The sequence below is a fragment of the Pseudobdellovibrionaceae bacterium genome, assembly GCA_019637875.1.
Classification (GTDB): domain Bacteria; phylum Bdellovibrionota; class Bdellovibrionia; order Bdellovibrionales; family Bdellovibrionaceae; genus JAHBUW01.
The window spans coordinates 178003-202634 of the sequence record JAHBUW010000003.1; the positions used below are offsets into that span (position 1 = coordinate 178003).

Consider the following 24632-nt stretch of genomic DNA (forward strand, 5'->3'; position numbering starts at 1 on the left):
TGAGATCTTTCGGGAAATGAGAAAAGACTTAGGCGAAAGCAATTGGAGCATCGGCAAGAACCAACTCATTGGCCTCTTCATTCGAAACGACGTTCCAAAATCATAGCCGTTTCAGACGAAAACATCCGCGCCACGACAACCGACGCTCACATTGTAAGCGTCCCCCGCCCTCCAAATTAACACCCCTTAATTCCCTCGTCTCATCCGGAGAACATGACCGAATCATCACGGGATGCGGCTTGATTCCGCGGCGTTGGCCACCGAAAAGAAAGTCGTGACCACATCGAAACCCACCACCCCGGGCCTCGGCGCCCAACCGCTTTCGTCTTCGCAAGCGTTACTCCGAAATATCGGCGTCGTGGCCGTCGTGTCACTGCTCGTTTTCGGTTTCAATGACTACCTCACGGGGCTGATGCCCACGTTCTACTTTTTCTACGCGAACGTGGTGTTCACGCTTCCGATCGTCTTCTTTCTGATCTACCGTCGCCACGAGGAGATCGCGAAAGCGCTACTTCTGTTGATCCTGAATGCCTGCGTTTTCGTCGCGGAGCTTTCCGCGCCCCTGGATGACGGCGTACGTTTTTTCTTCATTCCGGTCGCGCTCCTCACGCTCATGTTCTACGAAACCAATGAGCGCGCGAAAGTCGCCTACGGTTTGAGCCTTCCCCTTGTCGCTTTCAGCCTGTCGTTTATTCCCGAACTGCGGATCGCACCACCCATCACGGACACGACCCTCACGCCGGAGCTTTCGAAAATCGTGAACTTCGTCGGCGTCTACGTCGTCACGATGGCCGAAATCATGGTCTTCATCCGTTACATCCGCGCGCTCCGGATCGAAGCCGCGCTGCACTCGAAGTTTTCCGCCCTCGGTATTCTGTCCTCCGGTATCGCGCACGAAATCAACAACCCGCTTGCGATCATCAAGGGGCGCTCCGAGATCCTCGCGCATAAGATCTCGGTCGGCGCGGACACGGCCTCGTTGCAAGCGGAAGCCGCCGCCATCACCCGCACCGTCGACCGCATCGCGCGCATCATCCGTGGTCTGCGGCTGTTCACGCGCGACTCCAGTGACGATCCCTTCCAGGCCGTTCCCGCGACGATCATCGTCGAAACCGCCATGGACCTGTGCCACGAAAAAATCCAGCAAGCCGGCATCAAGGTCGACGTCGTCCTGCACCACCCGCTCGTCGTGCAGGGACTCGAAACCCAACTCATCCAAGTGCTCGTGAATCTGCTGAACAACGCGCGCGACGCGATCGAAGGCCGAGAAAATCCGTGGATCCGCATCGACGTCAAAGAGGACCGCATCTGCGTCACCGACTGCGGGACCGGAATCCCCCACCAGATCGTCGACCAAATCATGCTGCCCTTCTTCACGACCAAGGGCCCGGAAAAAGGTTCAGGTCTGGGACTCAGCATCTGCAAAGGAATTCTTGAGCATCACGGCGGCGAGCTGTTCCTGGATCGCCGTTCGCGCAACACCTGCTTCGTCATGAAGTTTCGCCAGCTGGTGATGCCCACCGCTTAGTCCTCTCCCGCCGCCGACCTAGGTCGGTCCCCCTTTCCACCACTTGAAAAGATTTTGAAAACGCCTCCCAGTCTGCTGAACTGGGTCCATGATGACAACCCAACGCCTTCTCCTCGCTCTGGCCACGCTCGTTTTGACCTCATGTAAATCCGCACCGCCGGTCGCCGCAGATCGTGCGCCCGCGAACGCTCCCAACCCGCCGCTCGAGCAGGGCGAAGTCTGGGGCGCCGAGGATGAAGAGATCGCCCGGCAGATCACCGAAGAAACGCGCAACATCGCGCTGGAAAATCGTAAATCCGGCGAACCCCTTCGTCGCGACGCCCACCCCAAACATCACGGCTGCGTGAAAGCCTTCGTCACGACCGACAACTCCACGCTCGATCGCAACGCGCGCTTCGGCTTCTTGGGCGAGAGTAAACCCCAAGCGGCTTGGCTACGTCTGTCGAACGGCGACCCGAAGGGTTTCGCCAATCCCGACAAGACCGGCGACGTCCGCGGCTTCGCGCTGAAGATCATGAACTCGCCGCAAACGCCCCAAGGCAACCACGACATCACCGCGATGAGCTCGCCCCGTTTCTTCTCGCGTGACTCGGAAGACTACCTCGATTTGTTCCATGCCCTGCGCGGCGGAACGCTTTCGCTCGCATGGTACGCGGCCCGCAACTGGACGAACATTTCCATCGTGCGCGCCGCGCAGATCACCCCCGAAAATCCCCTGACCACCGACTACTTCGTCCCGGTCCCCACGAAGTACGGCGCGCAGAACATGCGCATGAACTTCCGCCCCTGCGCGAACCCGGCGGCCCGTGCGATCAAAGCCGACAAATCCCGCCCGAACTATCTGCGCGAAGGACTCGTCACGGCGCTCGCCAAAGAAGGCGCCTGCTTCGATATCCTGATCCAGGTGAACAAAGATCCGCAGACCAACATCGTCGAGAACCCGACGCTGGAATGGAACGCGAAGATTTCGCCCTGGCAGGTCGCCGGCCGCGTCGAGATCCCTCAACAGACCGGATCGGACACACCCGAGCGCATGGCCTTTTGTGAAAACCTGAGCTTTAACCCTTGGAACGCCCACCCCGACCTGCGTCCCATGGGTCAGATCAATCGCGCCCGCAAAATCGTCTACGACGAAATCTCGAAAATGCGCCACCAGGAAAACCAAGTGCCGCAAATCGAACCCCGCGACCACAACGCCTGCGTCGGCGAAACCGCCGCGCTCTGTCGGTAGCCCGACCTAGATCAAGTCCCGTTAGGTTCCCCCGCCCCCTCGCCGAGAAGACCACGTTCACTATCTCAGCGAGGAGACAACTCTATGAACCTTCGACATCTTCTATTGCCATCAGTGTTGGCTTTTTCCGCGTGCTCGAGCGCGCCGAAACCCGAAGTGCCGCCCGAACGTCAGCCCGCGGGCCTTTTCGACGGCCTGTTCAAATCGACGACGGAAGCGCAGCCCCTGACCGACGAAGAAATCGTTTCGGTTTCGAGCTCAGGCCCGCTGAAAACCAAGGGCATGAAAGTCCTCGTCGATAACGACGCGGCCTTCGATGAAAAGGTGAACGCGATCCGTTCGGCCACCGCCGGCGAGACGGTCCGCTTGTCTTATTATATCTACTCGGACGACCACTCATCGTCGGTGCTGTTCAAAGAGCTGATCGCGGCCGGTCAGCGCGGCGTGAAGGTGAAGATCTTCGCCGACCTGATCATGAACTACAAATATCTGGATCTGTTCGCCTACATGAACTCGGCGACCCGTGGGAACATCCAGCCCCGCTTCTTCCTGAGCCTATCGCCGAAACTCGTGCGCGACCTGAGCTTCCTGAGCCGTCCCTGCCCGCCGATCAAGGGTAAGGTCACGGCGTCGAGCTGCTCGGACGCCAAGTGGGCCGAACTCGCGCAAAATCCCGAGTCGGACGCTTACGGCAAACTGCTTCTGAGCGGTATGCTCGGACGTAGCGCGACCGCCGTGAAATTCGCCGTGACCGAAGGTCAGCAACTCGACGTGGCCGCGCTCGCCAAAGGCGGCGGCGCTTCGAAAGACGAAACTCAACAGCTGATCGACTTCTTGAAACTCGTCGTGAAATCGAAACTGCAAGGCGACAGCACCGCGGGCATCAAGGTCGCGCTGGCGTACATGTTCTACGGGGAAAAACTCAATCCCGTCATGAACCAGATCAACGGCATGATCCCGCTCGAACAAAGCGGCGACACCTCGTTCGAAGACTGGGAACACATCACGGACTTCACGCACCACAAATTCCTGTCCATCGGCGAACGTTTCCTGCAAATCGGCGGACGTAACGTCGAAAACAGCTACCACACGAAACCTTCACCCCTGACCCAGAAATACATCTTCAAAGACGTCGACGCGTCGGTGCAGATCACCTCGGGCGGCGCGGACGTCACCCGCGCTTTCGACGAGTTCTGGTCGTACCAGCCTCTGACGTTCTCGATGGAAGACGTCTTCAAAATGGCGCCGAACGACTTCATCACGAACATCCCGGCCGCGACCAAAGCGGTGGCTCAATGCGCGAAGGGCACCTACGGCGCGAAACGCCGCGCCCAAACCGCGCGTTGCCTGGAGTCGAGCCTTTATAACCAACCCGAATACAAAAACCGTGAGCAGCGCATGCAAGCGGCGGCGAAATTGCTGGACGAGCGCGCGGCGGGCTATGCGACCTACAAAAAGGTCATCAACGAGTCATGGTCGAAAAACGGCGACTTCTCGGGCAAGCTCTCGCAAAACGACGTGAAGAAAGCCTTCGTCACTTACATCGAGAACCTGCACTTCGATCGCCGTAAACCCGCCGACAAACGCCCCCGCGTTTTCGGCGTGAAGCCCGCCGAAGAGTTGAACTCGGGAAAATATCTGCACTATCTGTGGCTGCGTGGAATGGAGAACGTCTGCGCCTCGACGGCCGAGTCGTTCAAGAAAAACCCGAACCAACCCCGCCAACGCGTGATCCTGCACTCGGCGTACTTCCTGCCCCCGGGAATCATGATGAATACGCTGGCGAAGATGATCAACGGAACTTGGGATTGCCGTGGCGTGCGCCTGACGATCCTGACCAACTCGTTGGAAACGACGGATCTGAACGTCATCAACCTTCTGGGTCGCTACCAGATGACGGCGTTCTACAATCTGTACTCGCAGCGCCTGACTTTGTTCGGTAACGAACTCTACAAAGACGACCGCTCGCAAGACCCCCGTTTCAACAAAGACAGTCGTTCGAACGGCCGCGCCGCGGTCGTGGACTACTTCGAGTTGAAGTCGATGTCGGATGACGCCCACGTCTCGCTGCACGCGAAAGTCATGATCCTGGGCAACAACGACGCCATGGTCACCTCGGCGAACGGCGACATCCGCTCGTACTACATGGACACCAACAACGGTTTGTACCTGCGCAACGTTCCCGACTTCGTTCGTGAATACACCGCATGGCTGGATGGCATGATCAAAGACCGCGCGAAAACCAATTCGCGCGTGAAAGAGTTCACCGCCGGTGGCGTCACCGTCGACGAGACCCTGCGCCGCCTGCACGCCGAAGATCGCGCCATGATCGACGCGTTCATGAAGAAACGGGGCTGGGACAAGAAGGTCAAAGCCGCGCACATGAAGCAGCTGCACAAAGTGATCGAAGAGGTCACCGACATGATCTTCGATTCGACCCGCAAGATCATGCACGAAGGCCGCAACGAGGGCGACGACGTTCACGAGCGCCGCGCGAAGCAGTTGAAGCTGATGCATCGCTTCGACCGCCTGCTACAAGTGTTCTAATCTGCACTTAAGTCTTGAAGCCTTCATGGGGCGTTGACCGCCCCGAGCACGAATTCAGAACATGGGAGTCTCACCGGAGGCTCCCATGTTTCGTTTTCTCCCCGTACTTTTCGCGCTCTTGCTCGGCGGCTGTTCAACCGCTGAACTGATTCAACGAACCTATGAACCGCAAAAGTCCGGAGTCGTGAAATTCCAGGACGGTTTGATGGCCTTCATGGGCGGTGAAAAAGGCCGCACCATGGCCGAAGAGAAAATGCGCAACTTCTGCGCGCCGAAGCCGTTCCGGATCCTGCGCGAAACCGACAAAGAGATCGTCCAAACGAAAAGTCAGACCACGAACAACAAAGACGGCGGCAGCAGCACGGTGTCCACAACCGGCGCGTCGTCGGGCAGCATGACATACGCCTCGTTCGCGTGCCGCTAGAAACTTAGAAGAACACCTGCGCGTCGCCGTAGCGCGCGCGCATCGCCTCGACGTGCGCGAGCAGCGCGCGGATCCGGCCCTGCAAGGCCTTCGGCTTCGTCCACATTTTCAGGGACTTCGCGGTTCCGTCGGGATCCGCGGCCAAGGCCTGTTCGAGCGCCCGCACGCGTTCGATCTGCGCGCGGTCAAAGCGCGAAACGATTTGCAGATACTTCGAAACTTGCGTTGAGCTGCTGAGCGCCGCCCCGCCGTTGTCCCGCGCGATGAAGTGAAGTTCGCCCTCTTTCGACCAGGTCGCTTCGACGTTCCCACCCGACCAACGGTCCCACTGCCCGCATAAGATATCGAGCACCATGATCTGCGAGAACTCGCGCGCCAACAGAAGCTCCGTATTGACCGGGGTCTTCCCGTCTCTAGTTTTAACGCCCGCGAAAGACATCATCGCCGTCGGCGAAGGACGTGCGCCATCGGCGCGGATGAACTGCGCCACGGGGTGGGCCGAGTTGATCGTATTGCGGGCGGCATCCACGAGCGAGGCGACCTCTTCATTGCGGATGTCCATCGTCACCACGCCCAGCATCGTCTGCGGATTGCGCGCGAGCGCCGCGAGCAGGTTGTCGCGGTTGATGATGCGCCATTTGTTCTTCTCAACGGCGTTTTGCATGAACGCGCGGAACTTCTCGAGCATGGCGCCGTTTCCTTGATGGTAGGCCGAGGGAACCACCAGTCGGCTCATCTGCAGGTAGCGACCGATCGCGTAGGCCACGACTTGCGCTTCCACGTTCGTCGCCGAGTTTTCGGGAACCCACTTCCCGACGTTTTCCGTGCCTTCGTACCCAGTTTCATGCCCCACCTCCGGTGCGCCCTCTATAGCCTGGACCTATGTCTTGGGGAAGATCGGGAAAGGGTCAGTATTAAATCGGGAAAACAATTCCTTTTTGCCACACTCGCCCCCCGCCCCCCAGAATTAAGGAACAGCGAATCGAAACACCCAGGAGTCACGTATGAGAAAAGGATTTCTCGTTCCGGCCCTCGTCTGTCTTTCGTTATTCCTCCCGCTCCTCACCCAGGCTTACCCCTTGGTGCCGGATCCGCAACTGACCCCGGGCTTCCTTTGCGACGTCCATGATCCCGACTATGCGGAAGACCGCTACCGCGAAAAGATCCCTTACTGCCGCCGTAACGTGAGCTCCGCGACCAAAAAGGATATCTACCGCGTTTACGGCATCCCCAGCCGCTGCACCAAACGCTACACCATCGATCACTTCGTGCCCCTTTCCCTGGGTGGCGACAACTCGGTCCAAAACCTGTGGCCCGAACACCGCAACGTCAAAGCCACCCGCCAAAACCTCGAACAGAAACTCTACGTGCAGATCTCGAAAGGTCAGATCACCCAGGACGAGGCCGTCGACAGCATCTATCAGCACAAGCTCAATCCCCCGCGTCCGGTCTCGGGAAGCGACGAGTGTGATCGCTTGGACCCCCAAGCCAACTGGGACCTTCTGTAATTTTCGTCCCGAGCCGCCCGAATTCGGGCGCGCACCCGCAACCCAAGTGAGACTCGCGCAAAGTCTTTGACCGCGCGCGAGCGCGGGTTCATGCCTCGGCCCATGAAACACAAAATCCTCGTCCTCGCGCTGACGCTCGCGTCGGCCTCCGCCTTCGCCGAAAAACTGACGGTCACCAAAATCTGGCATTGGAAAAACGAAGTCCAAGTTCAGCTGGAAACCGCCGACGGACTTTCGGGCTACTTGTTCAACGTCCAACGTAAAGACGACCGCTACCTCGGCGCGAAGATGCACGCCTACGGCCATCCGGCGCGCCCCCTCGTCGACTATTGTTTGATGAAAGAGATGATCGTCGGCGCCCTTGAAGGAGCACCGCCCGCCTTGATCATGAACGGCAAGCGCGACGAAATTTTCCCCGACCCGATCAACTTCCGCGAACGTCTTTCGCAGTACGACCGTCCCCAGGGCGAAGTTTACTGGCAGCGTACCCGCGAACTCCTGAAAGAGCTGTTCCGTCCGCAACGCGCCTGCAGTCCGATCCCGGCCGAGTAACGAAGTCCTAGGCGATCAGATCGTTGATCACGCAGAAGTGCAGAACCGCCGCGATGACCACGAAGATGTGAAAGATCTCGTGGTAACCGAAAACTCGCGGCCAGGGGTTCGGGGATTTCAATGCGTAAATCACCGCCCCCAGCGTGTAGACGATCCCGCCCGCCAGGATCAACCCGACGCCGTAGCCCCCGAGCGCCTGACCGAGCTCGGTGAAGTAGTAGACGGGAATCCAACCCACCCCGACGTACAAAAGCGCCGCCAGCCATTTCGGCGCGCGAATCCAGAAGATCGTTTGCAGAATCCCCACCAGGATCAGCGCCCAGATCGCGGCCAGGGGCGCATGCCCCATCCCGTTCGGCAGCGCGATCAAAAAGATCGGCGTCATCGTTCCGCCGATCAAAACGAAGATCGCCGCATGATCGAGTCGGCGCATGACCGCGCGCGCGGCCGGCTTCCAGTTGATTCGATGGTAAAGAGCGCTGACGGTCAGCAGGCAAATCAAAGACAACGAGTAGATACCGACCGCGAAGATCATCATTCGCGAAGACGCCCGCGTGATGAGCATCAAACAGGCGCCTAAACTGACAAAGGCCGCCGCTTCGTGGAAGCGCCCCCGCAGGAGCGGCTTTACGGACTCAAGAGGACCCATGGTGGACATCATATACCTCCCGGGCCACGTCACACCACGACGTTGACCCGACACGATACAGTATACACTTGTTTACCGTTTTTAAAAGCGCCTTTTCGTCGTGATTCGGTTATGAATTCCTGATGGCCACCAAATCCGAGCAAAGAAACCAGACGCGTCACCAATTGATCCAGGCCGGACTTCGGCTCAGCGGCGAAAAGGGCTTTGGCGCGCTGAGCCTGCGCGAAGTGGCGGTGGGCGCGGGCATCACCCCCGCCGCGTACTACAAACATTTTCACGACTTAGAGGAGCTGGGACTCGTCCTGCTCGACGAAGTCGGCCTCAGCCTGCGGCGCATGCTGCGTGAAGCTCGCAAACGTGTGGAGCCCGGTCCCGACGCGATCCGCGTCTCGATCGACGCCTTCCTGAAATTCGTGAACGAAAATGGCAACCTCTTCCGCCTACTTTTGGGCGAGCGTCAGGGCGCGACCCCCGCTTTCCGTAAAGCCATCCACACCGAGATGGACCGCTTCGTGGCCGAGCTTGCGGCGGACCTCGAGCGCCTGCAGGGCGCGCTGAACCAACCGCTGCGCGACCCCTCGCTGACCGCGGAGGGTATCGTCGCCGTGGTCTTCACCCTTGGCGCGGAAGCCCTCGATCTGCCGAAGCACAAACAGTCGGGACTCAAAGAAAGAATGACCGAACACGTCCGCACGATTCTTCGCGGCTCGAAAGCCCCGCCGAAAAAGGGGCGCGCCAAGTAATTTTTCCGTGATCGAAGACCGGCCCTTCCCGTGGGGCGGTCTCTCGGGCAAAAACGCGGAAAATGTTCGCGAAGCTCCTCGTCCTTTTCATTCTCGCTTTCGCTCTTCCCGCTTTCGCGGAAGAACCCGCGTGCTACCAAAACGAAATCGACCCCGCGACCCGCAAACTTTATCGCGACGAAGCGCCCTACCAGGCCGATCTCGAGGCGTTGCTCGCGAGCGAACCCACCCGTCCCGGAATGTACACGCTCTACCGCGCTTACAATCTCTCGAAAGCCGAGACGCCGAACGCGAACGCACTTAAAAATGACAAGCGCGCGCACTGCTACATCGGCTGCCGACTCGCGAACGACATCAGTGTCGAGGCCGCCGAGTACGCGGCCTGGTACAAAGAGCATCGCGACCTCACCGATTGCCAAAAGGCTTCACGTTTCGAGCCTCAAGACATCCTCGCTACGCAAGTCGGCATCCGCCTGGGCGAACAAAATGTCCCCCACGCCGACAAGGCGTTCTGTCAGCGGACCTGCCGTCAGAGTGTGCGTTAAAACCGCGCGGATTCGCCATTTTTCGCCTCAAATTCCCTCAAAGCCCCTGGCATCAACGATAGCGTTAAGCGTCAATTCGTCGGGTCTTCGTCAGAACTTTGCGTTCGGCGCATGATTGTATTGACCAAATGCATACCAACTATGAAATCTGTCCATGGTTCTTAACACCATACTGCGAGGGGGATTCATGCAGTGGCTGGTTTCGGGCTTCTTGGTTTTTTCGCTGGTTTCGGTCAACGTTCACGCCAAAGGAAAATATGAGCGGAGCGAAGATCAAGCCTCCATCGGATGGGAAGATTCAGACTCTTCCTTCTCTAACACGGATCTTCGCCGCGAACTCCAATCGCGGGCCGCGAAGAACCAACACTCACTCGGCTACAAAGGCGCACGCATCGAACTGATGGGTCGCATTTCGCTGAAGCACGATGCGCGCGGTTACTATATCCGTGACGTCTACTGCGAGAAGAACTTCAACGGCGCTCCGGGCCGCATTCCCGACGATAAAATCATCAACACCGAACACACTTGGCCGCAAAGCCGCTTCGGCGGTTCGGGTCGCGACATGCAGAAATCGGATCTGCACCACTTGTTCCCTTCGGACTCCGAGCTGAACAGCAACCGCGGCAACCATCCTTTCGGCGAAGTGAAAAGCAATTCGCAAACGCTGAAGTGCACGCAGAGCCGCGCCGGCTCGAACGTGGACGGCGACTTCGTTTTCGAACCGCCGGTTGAGCACCGCGGAAACGTGGCGCGCGCATTGTTCTACTTCGCGGTTCGCTACGGAATGTCGATCGACGCGACTCAAGAAGCGACTTTGCGTAAATGGCACGTCGCCGACCCGGTCGACGCGGACGAGACGGATCGCAACGACGCGATCGAAAAGGTACAAGGGAACCGCAATCCCTTCATCGACCAGCCGGAACTGGTCAATCAGATCTCGAACTTCTAATTCGAAAATAAAAAAAGGCCGAGGAAACTCGGCCTTTTTTATTTCTGGATGAGCGCTCCGTTTTTACTGACCGCAATCTTCCAACTGCAGAGTCAACGCCGTCCCTTCCAGGGTCGCGCTTCCGCCCTGAGCGGACGAGCCTTTGTTTCCGAGCAGGCTCACGTTCGCACGCACATTGACGTCCGCACCGCACTCGGTCCGCACGACGTCTTCCACGCGATCATAGTAATACTCGACATGCTCATCCGTTTTCGCGCCGATTTTCGAGTCCACTTTCGGCCCCGTCGAACCCGCCGTGAAGACCTCCGCCGCGGCGATCGCCGAAGCGCCTTCCGCCAGATCCGCCGCACCGAAGACCGCGGGCTCACCGATCACCAGGCGCTTGCCGGCGGGCATCGCCACCGCGAGTGAAATCGCGCACGCCTTACGGTCGATCCGTTTCGAGCTCACATCCACGTTCATCTCGGGAAGAAAGATCATCACGCGGCCCGAAAAGCTGGATTGGTAGACCTCAAGGGGCCCGCCACCGGGGCAGCCGTTGCCGCCGCTTTGGATCTGCGAAACGTCGATGATTTCCGCCGCCGTCGCGGCCCAGGCGGGTGCGGACAGGGCCAAAGGAAGCAGGAGTCCAAGGGTTCTTGCGGCGATCTTCATGTCATCCTCCGTGAGGTGTTGTGGTGCGAGCCCCGGGGACACTTCGTCACCGAAAGCGGGTTCGCGGGGTGAAATTGCAATGGCCGTGCGCGCGGTTTTGAGAGTCAGGATGACACCGTATCCCCCCGCCAAGAGTTATGTTAAAGACCTGGTCATGACCTGGGACGCCCCCCGATTCACCTGCGACTACAGCCAACCCGCGAGCTACCGATTCTCGATGGACTCCATCCTGCTCGCGAAGGCCGCCGTGCGGGACTTCGCCGAGCGCGAGTGGTCCCCCCAAGCGCGGGTACTGGATCTTTGCGCCGGCGCGGGTGTCGTCGGTTTGGAGTTCGCACACCTTGAACCCCGTGCGAAGAATTTCGACTTCGTCGAGATCCAAACCGACTACCGTCCGTCCTTCGAGGAAAATCTCGTCAAAGCGCATGCCTTGGGACTCACGGCCCGAGGGCATTTCATGAATCATCGGGAGTTGCGCGCGCCGGAGTTCGCGGCGGCCTACGACTTGGTGCTTTGCAATCCACCTTACTTCGACCCCGGCCGGGGACCGCTACCGCCCGACGCCCTGAAGGCACGATCGCGGTTTTTCGTGGATGCGAGCTTCCGGGATTTGCTGGAGACGTTGATGTTCGTGATGAAGGCCGGAGCGTTCGCCTACGTCCTCACGCGGGACCAGAAAGAGCACGGCGACGACCGGACACGGGAACTGACGCGCGCCCTCAGCGGACGCGCGGAGCTGGTCGCGACCGAAGATCTGCGCGGGACTTCGCTGCAGATCCTTCGGCGCCTCTGAGAATCACTTCGCCGGACCGGATTCTTCGGCCTACTTCGCCGGCCGGAGCATCTTCTCGACTTCGGCGATGTGCAGCTCTTCTTCCATGATCATTTCGCGCGCGTACTCCTCGAGACCGACGCGTTTGCCTTCCACGAGCTTCAGCAGATCGTAGTAGAGCTCCAGCTGGATCGTTTCGTGCTCGAGGCTTTCACGCAGGATCGTCTCGACCGAGTGCTTCGAAGTTTCCAGAAGCTTCGCGATTTTCAGCGAGGGATGCGAACCCAAAGTCGTGATGTGCTCGCCGACATTTTCGGCATGCACGAGCGACTCGTGAGCCTGGTCACGGAGCCATTTCACGATCGGAATGCGGCCGGGACCGTAAACCATCAGCGAGTAGTGGGTGTAACGAACGACGCCCGCAAGCTCGTGCTCGAGGATCGCGTTCAAGGCGGCGACGACTTTTTCAGTGTCGATCTTCTCTTTCATGGGGGTTTCCTCCAATCGGGGTTTGAGAGCCCTTTATCAATTGGCTTTCAACACCGATCATGGCTCCCAAACCTGAAAAAGACCAGTCCAATCAGGTGGTTTTGACGGGAGGGGTCGTCGATTCTTGTCGCCAGTTGCGACTGACAATCAATCTCGCGCCTCGTTTGAAAGTCAGATAACTCCACGCCCATTGGAGCATCACGAGGGTGCGATTTTTGAACCCGATCAAATAATAAACGTGGATGAAAAGCCAAGCGAGCCAGGCGAAAAGTCCAGACATCCGCAGCTTGCCGAACTCGAGCACGGCCTTGTTGCGACCGATGGTCGCCATGGAACCTTTGTCGAGGTAGGTGAACTCACGAACCGGCTTCCCCTTCATCTTGCGACGAATCGCGTCCGCGACGTAACGCCCCTGCTGCATCGCCACCGGCGCAAGGCCCGGAAGCGTTTTGTTTTCACTCCACGGAATCGCGGCCATGTCGCCGATGACGTAAAGATCCTGAAGGCCTTCGATCTGACAGAAGCGATTGGCCTGCACGCGGCCCGCGCGGTCGTGTTCCCCCGGAAGAGTTTTGGTGATCTCGGACGCCTCGACGCCCGCCGCCCAAAAGACCGTGTGGGTCGCGACGAAATCTTTGCCGAGCTCTACGCCCCGCGCGTCCACTTTGGTCACGCGCGTGTTCGTCCACACCTGAACGCCCAAACGTTCAAGATCGTTCAAGGCTTTCTTCGAGCTTTCCTCCGCGAACGCCGCCAAGACCCGCGGCCCCGCTTCGACCAAAATCACCCGCGCGCGATCCGGCGAAATCCGCCGGAAATCCCGGGACAAAGTCACGCGCGACAGCTCGGCGATCGAGCCCGCGAGCTCCACCCCTGTGGGACCGCCGCCGACGATCACGAAGCTCAGCCAGGCGCGCGCGGCTTCGGGATCTTTCTCTTTCTCGGCCTCTTCGAAAGCGACCAAAACGCGACGACGGATTTCGGTCGCGTGCTCGATCGTTTTCAGCCCTGGCGCGTGCTCTTCCCACTCGGGATGACCGAAGTAAGAGTGATTCGCGCCGCAGGCCAAAACGAGCTCGTCGTATTCGTACTTTTCGTTCTCGGAGTAGACGATCTTCGCCACCGGATCCACGCGACGGATTTCATCCATGATGACGGACACGTTCGGATAACCCGTGAAGAGCGAACGAATCGGAAACGCGATGTCCGCCGGCGAAAGCCCGGCCGTCGCCACTTGGTACAAGAGCGGCTGAAAGAGATGATGGTTTTTGCGATCGATCAGGACGACGTCCACGTCTTTCGCTTGCGCCAAGGACTTCGCGGCGTTCAGCCCGCCGAATCCCCCTCCGATAATTACAACTTTGCGACGGCCATTTTTCGAGGAAGTCATCACCCTTGGTTATGAACCGAGTCCGGGGAAACGGCAAGTGACCCACGCCAAATGAAAACAAAGGGAGCGGGGTTTTTGCCCGGTTTTCACGCTCTCCCGTGAATCAAGATCAGTGGTGCGGCGCCGCCTCACGGGAGTTGACTCCCGCCGCCGTGCCTACCAGATTAGCGCGCATGTTCACGCGCACAAGAACCGCGAAAATCGCTTTACTGGCGGCCGATCTCGTCGCGTTCACCCTCGCATTCGGGGTCGGCCTCGTGGCGTTGATTCTTTACGCCGACTATCCCACGAACCAAGACTTCGAGCAGTGGTGGTGGGGAACCGGGCGCATCCACAGCTTCGTCCACTTCGTCTTCGTCGCGATCACGCTCGTGCGTTTCTATACGAAGGGACTTTATTCCCGACGCATTCCGTTCTGGGATGAGCTGCGCTCCCTTCTTTTGACGCTGGTCTACCTCGCGCTTTTGAACGGCATGGTCGTCCTGATCGCGAAATGGCCGTTCTCTCGCGTCTTATGGCTGACGAGCTGGCTGGTGGCGTGCGCGCTGATTCCGATCTTCCGTGCTTTCGCGCGGACCTTTTTGCGGCGGGCCGGCTATTGGGCGCGCGAGACCTTCATCGTCGGGACCGGCGAAACGGCGCTCTCCGCTTACCTCGCGATCACCAGCGAACCGCAACTGGGTTACCAAGTGCGGGAGTTCATCAAACTCGAAAATACGCAGAACGGCGCCGCCCTCCCCCCGAGCATCCCCGTCCAGAAGCTCTCCCACGCGGCGGTCCTCGAACGCCTGCGCGGTTTGAAAGACATCGAAATCATCGTGGCCCTTGAAGATCGCGACCTCAACGAAGCGAAGCAACTTATCGAAGAGATGTCGCTCGAGTTCGACGAAATCCACTTCGTTCCCTCGGTGCAGGGACTGCCGCTTTTCGGGATGGAGGCGAACCACTTCTTCAGTCACGAAGTGCTGATGCTCCGTTCACGCAACAATCTCCACTTCCGTCCGCGCGTGTGGTTGAAGCGGGCCTTCGATTTCTCGGCCGCGATCGCCATCACGATTTTGGCTTCGCCGATCCTGCTGTGGATCGCGTTCCGTATCCGCCAAAGCGGGCCGGGCGTGCTGTTCGCGCATACGCGCATCGGCTGCGACGGCAAACCCTTTCCGTGTTTCAAATTCCGCTCCATGGTCCCGAATGCGCAAGCCGTCCTGGCCGAGCTTTTGGCCGCCGACCCGCGCGCGAAAGCCGAGTGGGACGCCAGCTTCAAACTCACGAACGATCCGCGCATCACGCCCATCGGCGCGTGGCTGCGCAAGACAAGCCTCGATGAGCTGCCGCAATTATGGAACGTCATTCGCGGCGACATGAGCCTGGTGGGGCCACGCCCCATCGTGAAAAAAGAAATGGAACGTTACGGGCACCGCATCGACTTCTACACGAGCGTGCGCCCCGGCATGACCGGGCTTTGGCAAGTGAGCGGGCGCTCGGATACCGATTACCGCACGCGCGTTCATCTCGACACCTGGTACGTTAAAAACTGGACGCTCTGGTACGACATCGCGATTCTCTTCAAAACGATCCGCGTCGTCTTGGGGCGTAAAGGCGCTTACTAAGCTCCCGCTCCATTGACTCTACACACTTCCTTTCTAGAATACCGGGATGCTCCCTGCGGCCGCGTTCGTCCTTCTGCTCAGTCTGCCCGTGTCGGCATTGGCCGCGCTTCCCGACGCGTTCTCGACGCTCACGCCGATGATCCAACGTCTGTGCGAAAAGTCCCCCGAGGTCGTCGGCGTCAATGAGGGAGTGGGTCTGGCCGAGGACTCGGCCCGCGTGAACTCGCGCTACCTGATTCCGAAAGTCAGCTTGGGCGCGAGCTTCGGTCTTGTCCCCTCCACGCCAGGGAACGAAATCGCCTCCGGCCGGGCGGGTTCGGCCGGCGTTCTGGGCGCCACGGTGGACTGGGGACTGAATCCCCTTTTCGGCCCCGAACTCAACTCGCAGAAATCCAAACTGCTGCTCACCCAGGCGCGCATCTCACGCATCCAAGGTCTGCAAACGCAGATCTCGGACTTCTTGGACCAGATCCTCTCGCTCAGCCGACTCGTCGCCCGCGAGAAAGATCTGCTCGAAACGCAAAAACGTCTGGAGCGGCAACTGCGAACCGCCCAGTCCAGCGTCCGCCAGGGCATCGCCAAACGCACGGATCTGCAACGCTTCGAAACCGAGATTCTACGCTTGCAAGACGCGAAGCTGGGGCTTGAACGCAGCCGTATCGAAGCGACCGAAAGACTCAAAGTGCTGCTGGGCGGAGAGCTCGATCCGAATTGGAATCTCGCTTGGCAGGGCTTCAACGCGATCCCCGTGCAAAATCCGACCGCGCAGAATCCGACGCCCGAGCTGCAACAAGAAGAACTGCGGTCACGCCTCGCCGAGCTGGATCTGGCCATCACGCGCCAGAACACGGGTCTGGTGACCTCACTTCAAGGCCAGTACAGCTACCAAAATTCGACACTCGCGCCGGGCTGGGACGCGGATTCCCTGCGCGAGCCGTGGGTATCGAACTGGAGCCTCTTTCTGAATTTCCGCTATCCGCTTTGGGACAACGGCGCGGACACCCTCACGCGCCGGACCTCGGCCGTCGCGCAAAGGGTCGCGGAAGTCCGGCTGGATCAAGCGCGCCGAAACTTCCAGGCGACGCTCCTTCTCTTCACCGATCAACGTGCGCGGGTGGAAGAGCGTCGGCGCATCGCGGACCGTCTCTTCGCTTTGGAGCAGCGGACCTTCCAACAGGTCGAACTGGATTACCGCGAAGGACGCACGGGTTATCTTGAATGGCTGAACGCGAACCAAAGCCTGCAGTCCGCCGTCAGCTCGCAGATCGATTCTTCGGTCGAGTGGGCGCGGCTCTGGATTCTGAGCGCCACGCTGAAAGGGGAGCTCGCGAATGACTTCTGTAACTAAAGCGACGTCCATCCTCGCGATCTTGAGCCTCGTGGTCTTCACCGGCTGCGGCGGCGGCAAAAAGCGGAAGGCCGCGACCGCCACCGCCGAAAAAGGCAACGTCGAGCTGAACGTCACCTTGAGCGGCACCGTGAAGCCCTTCCGCGCGACCGTCATCTCGGCGCCGTATACGGGATACCTGCGGCGACTTTACGTGAACGTCGGCGACCGCGTGAAGAAGGGCGATCCGCTCGTTTCTTTTTCGCCGAACCTGACCGATGACGAACAGCTGTACCCGATCCGCGCGGCCTACCCCGGGCTGATCAGCCAAGTGCACAAGCTGGACGGCGACTACGTCGTGCAAACCGGGACCGACGCGAAAGTCCTGAAGCTCGAGGATATTTCGAGCTTATACATCGAATCCGAAGTTCCCGAAGCCGACATCGCCAAAATCAAAGCCCAACAGAAAGCGACGATCCGCGTGAACGCGCTTCCGGATCGGACCTTCACCGGCGACATCGTGCAGATCTTCCTCAGCGCGCGCGATACCGACAACGCCTGGGACCGCAAGGGCGGGACCTTCCCGATTCGGATCAAGGTGGACGATCCGATTCCCGAGCTCAAAACGGGTCTGTCGGCGATCGTCGAGATCGTTGTCGATTCCCGCAAAGACGTGATCCGTTTGGCGCAAGAGTACGTGATCCGCGAAAAAGGAAAATCCTACGTCACCATGGCGAAAGGAAATGAACGTCGCGAGGTTGAACTTGGACTGCGCTCCGATGCGCACGTGGAAATCACCAAGGGCCTGCAGCCCGGCGAAGAGGTGACCTTCCCGATCTTCGATGCGGAAGAGTAACCCATGCTGATCGACGTGCGCGGCCTTTCCTTGAACTACGATTCCGAAGCCGGACCGGTGAAAATCCTGCGCGGGATCGACTTTCAAGTTCAGCGCGGCGAACAGCTCGCGATCTGCGGCCCCTCCGGCTCTGGAAAGTCCACGCTGCTTTACATCCTCGGCGGTCTGTTGCGGCCTTCAGGCGGCGAGGTCCGTTTGGAAAACCGCGAGCTCTGGCACCTCACCGAACCGGAACGCTGCGCGATTCGGGCGCGCAAGATCGGCTTCGTCTTCCAGCAGTTCCATTTGATTCCGGGCTGGACCGTTCTGCAGAACATCATGTTGCCCGCCGAGTACAACTCGATCCCCAACGCCGAAAGACGCGCCCGCGAACTGGTCGTGAAGCTGGGTCTCGCCGGTCTTGAGGACCGTAAACCCAATCAGCTTTCCGGAGGCCAAGCGCAGCGGGTCGCCATCGGGCGCGCGCTTTTCATGGATCCCGAGATCCTGCTGGCCGACGAGCCGACGGGCTCGCTCGACTCGAAAACCTCGGCGGAGATCTTGAAGCTGTTCGAGCAGATTCACGACGAAGGCAAAACCGTCATCCTGATCACGCACGACGAAAAAGTCGCCGCGCAGTCCAAACGCGTGATCCGCGTGGAAGATGGGAAGATCGTTTCGGATCAGGCGAATGCGCGCGTCCGCGAAAACGCCGCGCCGGCCCCAACGCTCCCGCCCCCGCAAGCGCCCGCGCCCGTTTCGCGTTTGGCGTGGGCGACGGACCTCGTGAAAGATCTTTTCCGCAACTACAGCTGGCAGAAGTCGCTCGAGCTGCTACGCCGCAATCCCTCGCGGTCGTTCCTGACTTTGTTCGGGATCGCGGTCGGCGTCGCCGCCGTCGTTTCGATGATCACCATCGGCGGCTTCGCGAAAGACAAAATCCTGCAAAGCTATTCGACGCTCGGGGTGCGTAACTTCCAGCTCTGGGGTTACCGCAACTGGCAGCTGTCGGCCACGGCGCCGAAGACCGCGGACTTCCGCGCGTTCAGCATCGAACGCGACATCCAGCCCCTCATGCGGCTTTTCCCCGAGATCGTCGCGTACTCGCCGCTCATCCGTTTCTGGAGCGCCGACGTCTCTTACGGCGGCAAAACGATGTCCGAGGATACGAACCTGATGGGCGTCGGGGCGGACGGTTTGCGATTGAACGACTTCGAGCTCGCGCAGGGTCGGCCGCTCACCGCGATCGACGTCGAGGATCGTCTGCCCGTGTGCTGGCTGGGCGCCTCGCTGGTGGACGAGATGCGAATCCCCGTGCTGGACGGACCGATGATTTTCGTGAAAACGCAAAACTTCAACTTCCCCTGCCGGGTCGTCGGCTCGCTCAGCCAGAAGTCCACCGTCGGCGGCGGCGGACGGCGGGGTAAGCCGGGTTTCGAGATCATCGCGCCCTTCACGTTTCTGCAAGCCGTGCGCGGCGAAAATCTTTACTCCAACGAAGGGGACATGAACCAAGTCCTCTTCGAGGTCGAGGACGGCACCCTTCCCGACGCCGTCACCGGACGCATCGAAAAACACTTCGAGCAAAAATACGGAAACGCCGGCAGCTTCCGCTCGGACACGAACTCGAAGATCATCGGCCAGATGCAGCGGTTTTTGAACATCTTCAACATCCTGCTGACATCGATCGCCTTCATCACGCTACTCGTCGGCGCGACGGGCGTGACCAACATGATTTTGGTTTCGATTTCCGAACGTATTCGTGAACTGGGCATCCGCCGCGCGGTCGGGGCCGAGCCCAAACATCTGCGTCGCTTGGTTCTGAGCGAAAGCCTTACGCTCTGCGGGATCGCGGGCCTCCTCGGGATCGTTTTCGCGCTCGTCTTCGAGCACGGCATGCTTTATCTCGCGTCGAAGATTTTCAAACAGGTCCCCTTCGAATTTCTGTGGGATCCGCTCGCGATGACGATCAGCCTCGTCTCCATCGTCGGGGTCGGCGTCGGCAGTGGTCTGTACCCGGCCCTGCGCGTGGAACGCCAAGACGTCGTCAAAGCGCTCCGCACCGACTAGGCGTCCCCCCAACTCTAATGTAACCCCAGGTTGAACTCGGGGTTTTGCGAATCCACCTGATTGTAAGTGTCTTCGGCGCGATGGCCGCGCTCGCGCAAAGGCTTCAATGCCGGGTTCTCGTCGAACTTCTTCGCGCTCGCGCCCCCGGTCTTGCGCTCCTGCGATTCGCCGCGCGGAAGCAACGTCGCCGCGAACGCCATCAGGGCCTGCACGGTCTCGGGCACCACGGTCGCCAGAAGATTCCGCGCCTTCGCCGGCAAAGAGAGCAAGAGCTCCGTGCGGCCTTCGACCACGGCATCGAGCATCTTCTTCGCCGCGGCGTCCGCCGACTTCGAAAGCAGCGGCATATTGTCCAGCGCCGCGAACCATTCGAACTCCCGCTCGTGATCGCCCTTGAAGACCGCCTGAATGGGCGAGCCCGTCCGCATGACCGTGGGGTAAGCGGTCGTCACGAAAATATTGTCCATCGCGAGCTCGGCGGCCACGCCTTGCGAAAATCCGGCGAGCGCGAACTTCGAGGTGTCGTACGGCAGCATGTGCGGAACCGCGACCTTCCCGCCCAAAGAGCAGACGTTCAGAATCCGTCCCTGCCCCCGCGCGCGAAAGTGCGGGAGGACCAGCTGCGTGGCCTCGACCACCGCCAGCACGTGCAGCTTCAGCTGCGCTTCAAAATCCTCGCGGGTCATCGAACGAAAGGGGCCGACCAGAATCGAGCCCGCGTTGTTGATCAGCAGATCGATGCCCCCCATATTGCCGATCGCGGCGCTGATCGACTGACGGAGCTGTTCGGGATCCGTGACGTCACAGCGGTCGATGAAGATCTGCGCCTCAGGAAAGTCGCCGAGCAAAATATCCTGGGCGCGACTGAGTTCTTCCTCGTCCCGCGCGACGAGCGTGACCTGCGCGCCCCTTTGCAGCGCGTTCCATGCGAGCGAAAGCCCCAGTCCCCGCGATCCTCCCGTGATATACACGCGACTTCCCAGGTAGTCGAAGCGCCGACGCAACGACGCCAGATACAGCGCGGACGCCCCCGCGGTGAAAACTCCGGTCCACAAAGCGGATCTGCGGCGCGCGGCGAGTAACGCGAGCGTTCCGGAAATGAAAGCGAGTTCTTTTTGGAGTGCGGGTGTCATGTGATGGTCCTTTCGCATGGTGGATTTTCCCCTCCGTTCACGGAGCAGGATCAAGGCCACCGCGAGCACGGGGAATTGCCCCTGATTCGCGGGAAATTTGGGAGTCCCCCGGTTTGCAATGGGCCTCCTCTCGGGCGAAGCCCAGGGGAGATCATGACGACGGCTCACTTCGCGAAATCCAAAGGACTACGTTACGCCAACCCGAACGAGGCCGGTTACCGCCGCCAGCCTCGCGGCGGGGGATTCGTTTACCTCGATCCTCGCGGCAAAACGGTGACGAGCGCCCGCCTGAAGGAGCGTTTCCGCAAGCTGGTGATTCCGCCCGCGTGGCGCGAGGTCTGGATTTGCCCCCACGCGAACGGTCACCTCCAAGTGACCGGGATCGATGCACGGGGACGCAAACAGTACCGCTATCACGAAGAGTGGACGCGCACCCGCAACGAAGACAAATTCAAACGCCTGGTCGAATTCGGACGCGTCCTGCCGCGCATCCGCGCCCGCGTCGAGCGCGATCTGCGCAAGCGTAGTCTTTCGCGTGCGCAGGTCCTCGCCGCCGTGGTCAAAACGATGGAGCAAACCGGACTGCGCGTCGGTAACGACGTCTACACGCGCGAAAACGGCAGCTACGGTTTGACGACCGTTCGCAATCGCCACGTCGAGATCAAAGGTCCACGCGCCCGTTTTTACTTCAAAGGGAAAAGCGGCGTGCAACGCGACGTCAGCCTGAACGACGCCCGCCTGTGCCGGATCATCCGCAACTGTCGCGAGCTGCCGGGCGCGGAGCTTTTCGGATACCGCGATGAAAACGGTCGCGCGGTCGACATCGATTCGAAAGACGTGAACGACTACCTCAAAGAGATCTCGGGCATGGACATTTCGGCGAAGGATTTTCGCACCTGGGCCGGCACGCTCCGCGCGCTAGAAATTCTGCGGGACTTGCCCCCGCCCCCGCGAGACACCCAAACCGCGCGGCGCCGCCGGGAAGTCGACGTCATCAAACAAGTGGCCGCGCATCTGGGAAATACGGTTTCGGTTTGCCGCAAGTACTACGTCGATCCACGCGTTTTCGACGGGGACCGCCGCGGCCTTTTGACCAAGCTGGAAAAAAGAAACGCCCGGGGCCTCCGGGCGTGTGAATCGCAACTGATCAAATTGCTCGCGATGCGGATCACCAAGGTGTCGGCTGAATCCCCGGAGGCAAGAAGAACACCCCCGTCTGGTACATCATCGCGATGATGCTTTGGCTGGTCACGCGGAGGTCGCGCCCTTTCGGCGAACCGTTGTCGACGATGATCCGCCCGTCATCCCCACCCGACATATAGGTGTGTCCGGGCGAGATCCCCGTCGTGTGCATCATGATCGCGCCCGCGGGCGCGCGGTACATCGTATAGTCCCAAGGCACCCAACCGGCGGCGTTCAACGAGCGCGAAAGCTCGACCACCGCCGCCGTCGAAGTCCAATAGAGTTTATTGCCCTTCGTCGCGTTGAAATCTTCGGTGTGCGAATACCCCGCGCGTTTGTAAGCCTGACGGATCACTTCCGACATCGTCTCGGCGCAGGGAACGTTCGCGAAACCGTGACGGGTCGCCGTGCCTTCGACGGCCACGCTCCACGCGCCGATGTTGTTCACGAAGCCCTCTTTCTCGAATTTGATGGACAAGTTCTTCGCGGTCGCCGAATCGATGATCATCAGCTCCCGCGGGGACGGCGCCTTCCGGTCCCCCGCGCGCTTCAGCTCATTGTAGATCTTCGTCCACTTCGCCTGATCCGCCGCGCTCAGTGAAGTCATCGCGATGCCCTTGTTCACGCGATCGCCGAAACGCTTTTTCACGCCCGAAACGTAGCTAAATTTCGGCTTACCGCTCGTTTCGTAGTATTTGGTGAAACCCGCGCCCGGGGTTCCGCCCGCGATGATCGGGAAGGTCTCTTCCGAACGCAGGATCTCGCCCGAAATCGAGGCCGAGACGTAAACCCCGCCGCTCGCGGAGTTGATCTCGCTGAGCTTGGCGTCGGGAATGCGCGCCTTGGCGCTCGCCGGGACCGACAGAACGTGGATGGGGTAAAGAAAGCCCGTGCTCGAACGCTCCACGCCGCCGCCCGAAGTGCGGTAGTCGTAGTTTTGCGAAGAGGTCTCGTCATAATAGCGAAGGACCGATCCCGCCGGCAGTTCGATCACGAACTCCAGAACGTTGTTCTTCAACGTGCGGATGTTCATGTCTTCTTTGAGCGTCACGGTTTTCATCGTGGGTACGGGTGTCTTCGTCCCGCCGCCGTCGTCCTGCTTGCCGTTGTCGTCGCCCGGCACGCTCGCGATATCGCGCGCATCATCGAATTGCGCTTCGAATTCGTTCGCGCAGCCCATCAGCCCGAAGATCGCGATCGCCATCATCGCGACCGCCCGCTTTTTCAATCCCTGATTGCGTTTGGTGGTTTTTTCCATCCCGATTCCTCCCGATTCATGGGACTCATCGGGAGGAGCTGGACCTTCGTTGAGGGAAAAGGTCGTGAAGTTCCGGGAACAATTTCAAATCGTCAAAGTCGCCGACGACTTCAATCTTCTTTCGTGGCGGCGGCGAAGTGCGCGAAGCGTAAAGTCGCGAATCTCGTCGAAGGCTTGCGCAAACCCAGGGATTCGAACGAAGTCGCGGAACTCTTGGTCGCCGTGAGCTCGCCGAGAATATGTAACGGTCTGCCGAACTGTTCGACGAATTCCTGCGAGATCGCCGCGATCTCGTCCGCCGGGACCGCCGCGAGCAGCTCGTAATCCTCACCACCGTAAAGCGCGAAAGCCCGCGCGTCGTTGACGCCGATCATGTCCTCCAAGGTGCGCAGCTCCGCCGCCAGCGGCACCGCCCGCACGCTGAAGTGAAGTCCCGAGGCCGCGGCCAAACGAGGAACGTCGTGATAAATCCCGTCGGATAAATCCATCATCGCGTGCACGCGCGAGGCGAGCCACGCCCCTTCGCGGAGTCTCGGTTCGGGACGATGATGACGGCGCAACGATTCGCCGCGCGCTTGCCCCGAAATCCGCAGTCCCTCCCATTCACCTTCTTGAACGGACAGACCCATCGCCGAAAGCCCGAGCGCTCCCGTCACGACCAGCACATCGCCGTCGCGCCCCTCGAACCGCCACGGAACCCGGCCCGCGCGTTCGCCCACCGCCGTGATCGAGAGCGCGATCCGGCCCGGCGAGCCCGTCGTGTCCCCACCTAGAAGCGGGCAGGCGCCGAAGCGCGCGGCCTCGTCCAGACCCGCGATGAATTCCGCGGCCCAATCGGGATTCAGATCTTTGGGAAGGGACCAGTTCAGAAAAAATCCCGTCGGCGTCGCGCCCTTCGAAGCCAGATCACTGAGATTCACCGCCAGGGACTTCCACCCCAGATCCCGCGCCGAGATCGCATCCCGGCGAAAATGGATGTCCTCCATCAAGGAGTCCGAGGTCACGAGACGTTCCGCGCCCGGGGGACTCGCCGGTAAACGCGCACAATCGTCGCGGAAGTTCAGGCCCAGCGCCGGTTCGGTCAGCACGCGTTTTTTTAAACTTTCGATCAAATTTGCCTCAGAGATCGTCATACCCCCTCTTAGCCCGGTCGGGTTCCCCGGGCCAGACCTTCGACAGAGGGGTTGCCGCGCGCGGTCAACCCGCGAACTGCGGACAACTCACCACGGAGACCTC

23 protein-coding genes are annotated in these 24632 nt (G+C 60.1%); 15 read left to right on the forward strand and 8 right to left on the reverse strand.

Annotated features, from left to right (window positions below; all coding sequences use genetic code 11):
* Positions 1–232 precede the first annotated feature (232 nt).
* The 4 genes from KF767_05610 to KF767_05625 all read left to right on the forward strand — a co-directional run bounded on the left by KF767_05610 (position 233) and on the right by KF767_05625 (position 5730).
* Positions 233–1528 (forward strand): hypothetical protein, encoded by a 1296-nt coding sequence (locus tag KF767_05610; protein ID MBX3017345.1) that lies wholly within the window; start codon positions 233–235, stop codon positions 1526–1528.
* 88 nt (positions 1529–1616) lie between these two features.
* On the forward strand, positions 1617–2759 hold the full coding sequence (locus tag KF767_05615; GenBank protein MBX3017346.1) for a catalase: 1143 nt from the start codon (positions 1617–1619) through the stop codon (positions 2757–2759).
* A gap of 84 nt (positions 2760–2843) precedes the next feature.
* Positions 2844–5306, forward strand: a complete 2463-nt coding sequence (locus KF767_05620) for a hypothetical protein (GenBank protein MBX3017347.1) — start codon at positions 2844–2846, stop codon at positions 5304–5306.
* Between the two features lie 85 nt (positions 5307–5391).
* Positions 5392–5730 (forward strand): hypothetical protein, encoded by a 339-nt coding sequence (locus tag KF767_05625; GenBank protein MBX3017348.1) that lies wholly within the window; start codon positions 5392–5394, stop codon positions 5728–5730.
* 4 nt (positions 5731–5734) lie between these two features.
* On the opposite strand, the gene KF767_05630 is transcribed toward KF767_05625, so the two are convergent.
* A complete protein-coding gene (locus KF767_05630) occupies positions 5735–6583 on the reverse strand; it encodes a hypothetical protein (protein ID MBX3017349.1) in 849 nt (282 codons plus the stop codon).
* 151 nt (positions 6584–6734) lie between these two features.
* Between KF767_05630 and KF767_05635 the strand changes: the two genes are divergently transcribed.
* The gene (locus tag KF767_05635; GenBank protein ID MBX3017350.1) at positions 6735–7238 is read left to right on the forward strand and encodes a hypothetical protein; all 504 of its coding nucleotides are present in this window, start codon (positions 6735–6737) and stop codon (positions 7236–7238) included.
* Between the two features lie 102 nt (positions 7239–7340).
* Positions 7341–7790 carry a hypothetical protein gene (locus tag KF767_05640; protein ID MBX3017351.1) on the forward strand — a complete coding sequence of 150 codons (450 nt, stop codon included), beginning with the start codon at positions 7341–7343 and terminating at the stop codon, positions 7788–7790.
* A 7-nt stretch (positions 7791–7797) separates the two neighbouring features.
* On the opposite strand, the gene KF767_05645 is transcribed toward KF767_05640, so the two are convergent.
* Positions 7798–8439: a hemolysin III family protein gene (locus KF767_05645; GenBank protein MBX3017352.1), complete on the reverse strand. Its 642-nt coding sequence runs from the start codon at positions 8437–8439 to the stop codon at positions 7798–7800.
* A 122-nt stretch (positions 8440–8561) separates the two neighbouring features.
* Between KF767_05645 and fabR the strand changes: the two genes are divergently transcribed.
* The 3 genes from fabR to KF767_05660 all read left to right on the forward strand — a co-directional run bounded on the left by fabR (position 8562) and on the right by KF767_05660 (position 10676).
* The gene (gene fabR, locus KF767_05650; GenBank protein ID MBX3017353.1) at positions 8562–9182 is read left to right on the forward strand and encodes an HTH-type transcriptional repressor FabR; all 621 of its coding nucleotides are present in this window, start codon (positions 8562–8564) and stop codon (positions 9180–9182) included.
* A gap of 62 nt (positions 9183–9244) precedes the next feature.
* Complete coding sequence (locus tag KF767_05655) at positions 9245–9727, forward strand: hypothetical protein (protein MBX3017354.1); 483 nt, start codon at positions 9245–9247, stop codon at positions 9725–9727.
* A 400-nt stretch (positions 9728–10127) separates the two neighbouring features.
* Entirely contained in the window at positions 10128–10676 is a 549-nt protein-coding gene (locus tag KF767_05660; GenBank protein MBX3017355.1) for an endonuclease, read from the forward strand.
* 63 nt (positions 10677–10739) lie between these two features.
* On the opposite strand, the gene KF767_05665 is transcribed toward KF767_05660, so the two are convergent.
* Positions 10740–11330, reverse strand: a complete 591-nt coding sequence (locus KF767_05665) for a DUF4360 domain-containing protein (protein MBX3017356.1) — start codon at positions 11328–11330, stop codon at positions 10740–10742.
* Positions 11331–11439: 109 nt separating this feature from the next.
* On the opposite strand from KF767_05665, the gene KF767_05670 reads away from it, so the two are divergent.
* Entirely contained in the window at positions 11440–12123 is a 684-nt protein-coding gene (locus tag KF767_05670; protein MBX3017357.1) for a methyltransferase, read from the forward strand.
* A gap of 30 nt (positions 12124–12153) precedes the next feature.
* Here KF767_05670 and KF767_05675 read toward each other — a convergent pair whose 3' ends face one another.
* Both KF767_05675 and KF767_05680 read right to left on the reverse strand, forming a co-directional pair.
* Entirely contained in the window at positions 12154–12591 is a 438-nt protein-coding gene (locus tag KF767_05675; protein ID MBX3017358.1) for a bacterioferritin, read from the reverse strand.
* Positions 12592–12682: 91 nt separating this feature from the next.
* On the reverse strand, positions 12683–13981 hold the full coding sequence (locus KF767_05680; GenBank protein ID MBX3017359.1) for an NAD(P)/FAD-dependent oxidoreductase: 1299 nt from the start codon (positions 13979–13981) through the stop codon (positions 12683–12685).
* A gap of 173 nt (positions 13982–14154) precedes the next feature.
* Here KF767_05680 and wbaP point away from each other — a divergent pair, with 173 nt between their 5' ends.
* The 4 genes from wbaP to KF767_05700 are packed head-to-tail and all read left to right on the forward strand — an operon-like array spanning position 14155 to position 19823.
* Positions 14155–15591 (forward strand): undecaprenyl-phosphate galactose phosphotransferase WbaP, encoded by a 1437-nt coding sequence (gene wbaP / locus KF767_05685; protein MBX3017360.1) that lies wholly within the window; start codon positions 14155–14157, stop codon positions 15589–15591.
* Positions 15592–15637: 46 nt separating this feature from the next.
* A complete protein-coding gene (locus KF767_05690) occupies positions 15638–16939 on the forward strand; it encodes a TolC family protein (protein ID MBX3017361.1) in 1302 nt (433 codons plus the stop codon).
* The gene (locus KF767_05695) at positions 16923–17774 is read left to right on the forward strand and encodes an efflux RND transporter periplasmic adaptor subunit (protein ID MBX3017362.1); all 852 of its coding nucleotides are present in this window, start codon (positions 16923–16925) and stop codon (positions 17772–17774) included. The genes KF767_05690 and KF767_05695 overlap by 17 nt, the downstream gene beginning before the upstream one ends.
* Positions 17775–17777: 3 nt before the next feature.
* Positions 17778–19823 (forward strand): ATP-binding cassette domain-containing protein, encoded by a 2046-nt coding sequence (locus KF767_05700; protein ID MBX3017363.1) that lies wholly within the window; start codon positions 17778–17780, stop codon positions 19821–19823.
* 14 nt (positions 19824–19837) lie between these two features.
* Here KF767_05700 and KF767_05705 read toward each other — a convergent pair whose 3' ends face one another.
* On the reverse strand, positions 19838–20956 hold the full coding sequence (locus KF767_05705; protein MBX3017364.1) for an SDR family NAD(P)-dependent oxidoreductase: 1119 nt from the start codon (positions 20954–20956) through the stop codon (positions 19838–19840).
* Positions 20957–21109: 153 nt separating this feature from the next.
* Here KF767_05705 and KF767_05710 point away from each other — a divergent pair, with 153 nt between their 5' ends.
* Positions 21110–22192, forward strand: coding sequence for a DNA topoisomerase IB (locus KF767_05710; protein MBX3017365.1), 1083 nt, complete (start codon positions 21110–21112; stop codon positions 22190–22192).
* Here KF767_05710 and KF767_05715 read toward each other — a convergent pair.
* Together KF767_05715 and thiL are read right to left on the reverse strand one after the other, a co-directional pair.
* Positions 22125–23396, reverse strand: coding sequence for a hypothetical protein (locus KF767_05715; GenBank protein ID MBX3017366.1), 1272 nt, complete (start codon positions 23394–23396; stop codon positions 22125–22127). The two genes, KF767_05710 and KF767_05715, sit on opposite strands and share 68 nt — an antisense overlap.
* A 110-nt stretch (positions 23397–23506) precedes the next feature.
* Positions 23507–24529 carry a thiamine-phosphate kinase gene (gene thiL / locus KF767_05720; protein MBX3017367.1) on the reverse strand — a complete coding sequence of 341 codons (1023 nt, stop codon included), beginning with the start codon at positions 24527–24529 and terminating at the stop codon, positions 23507–23509.
* Positions 24530–24632 lie beyond the last annotated feature (103 nt).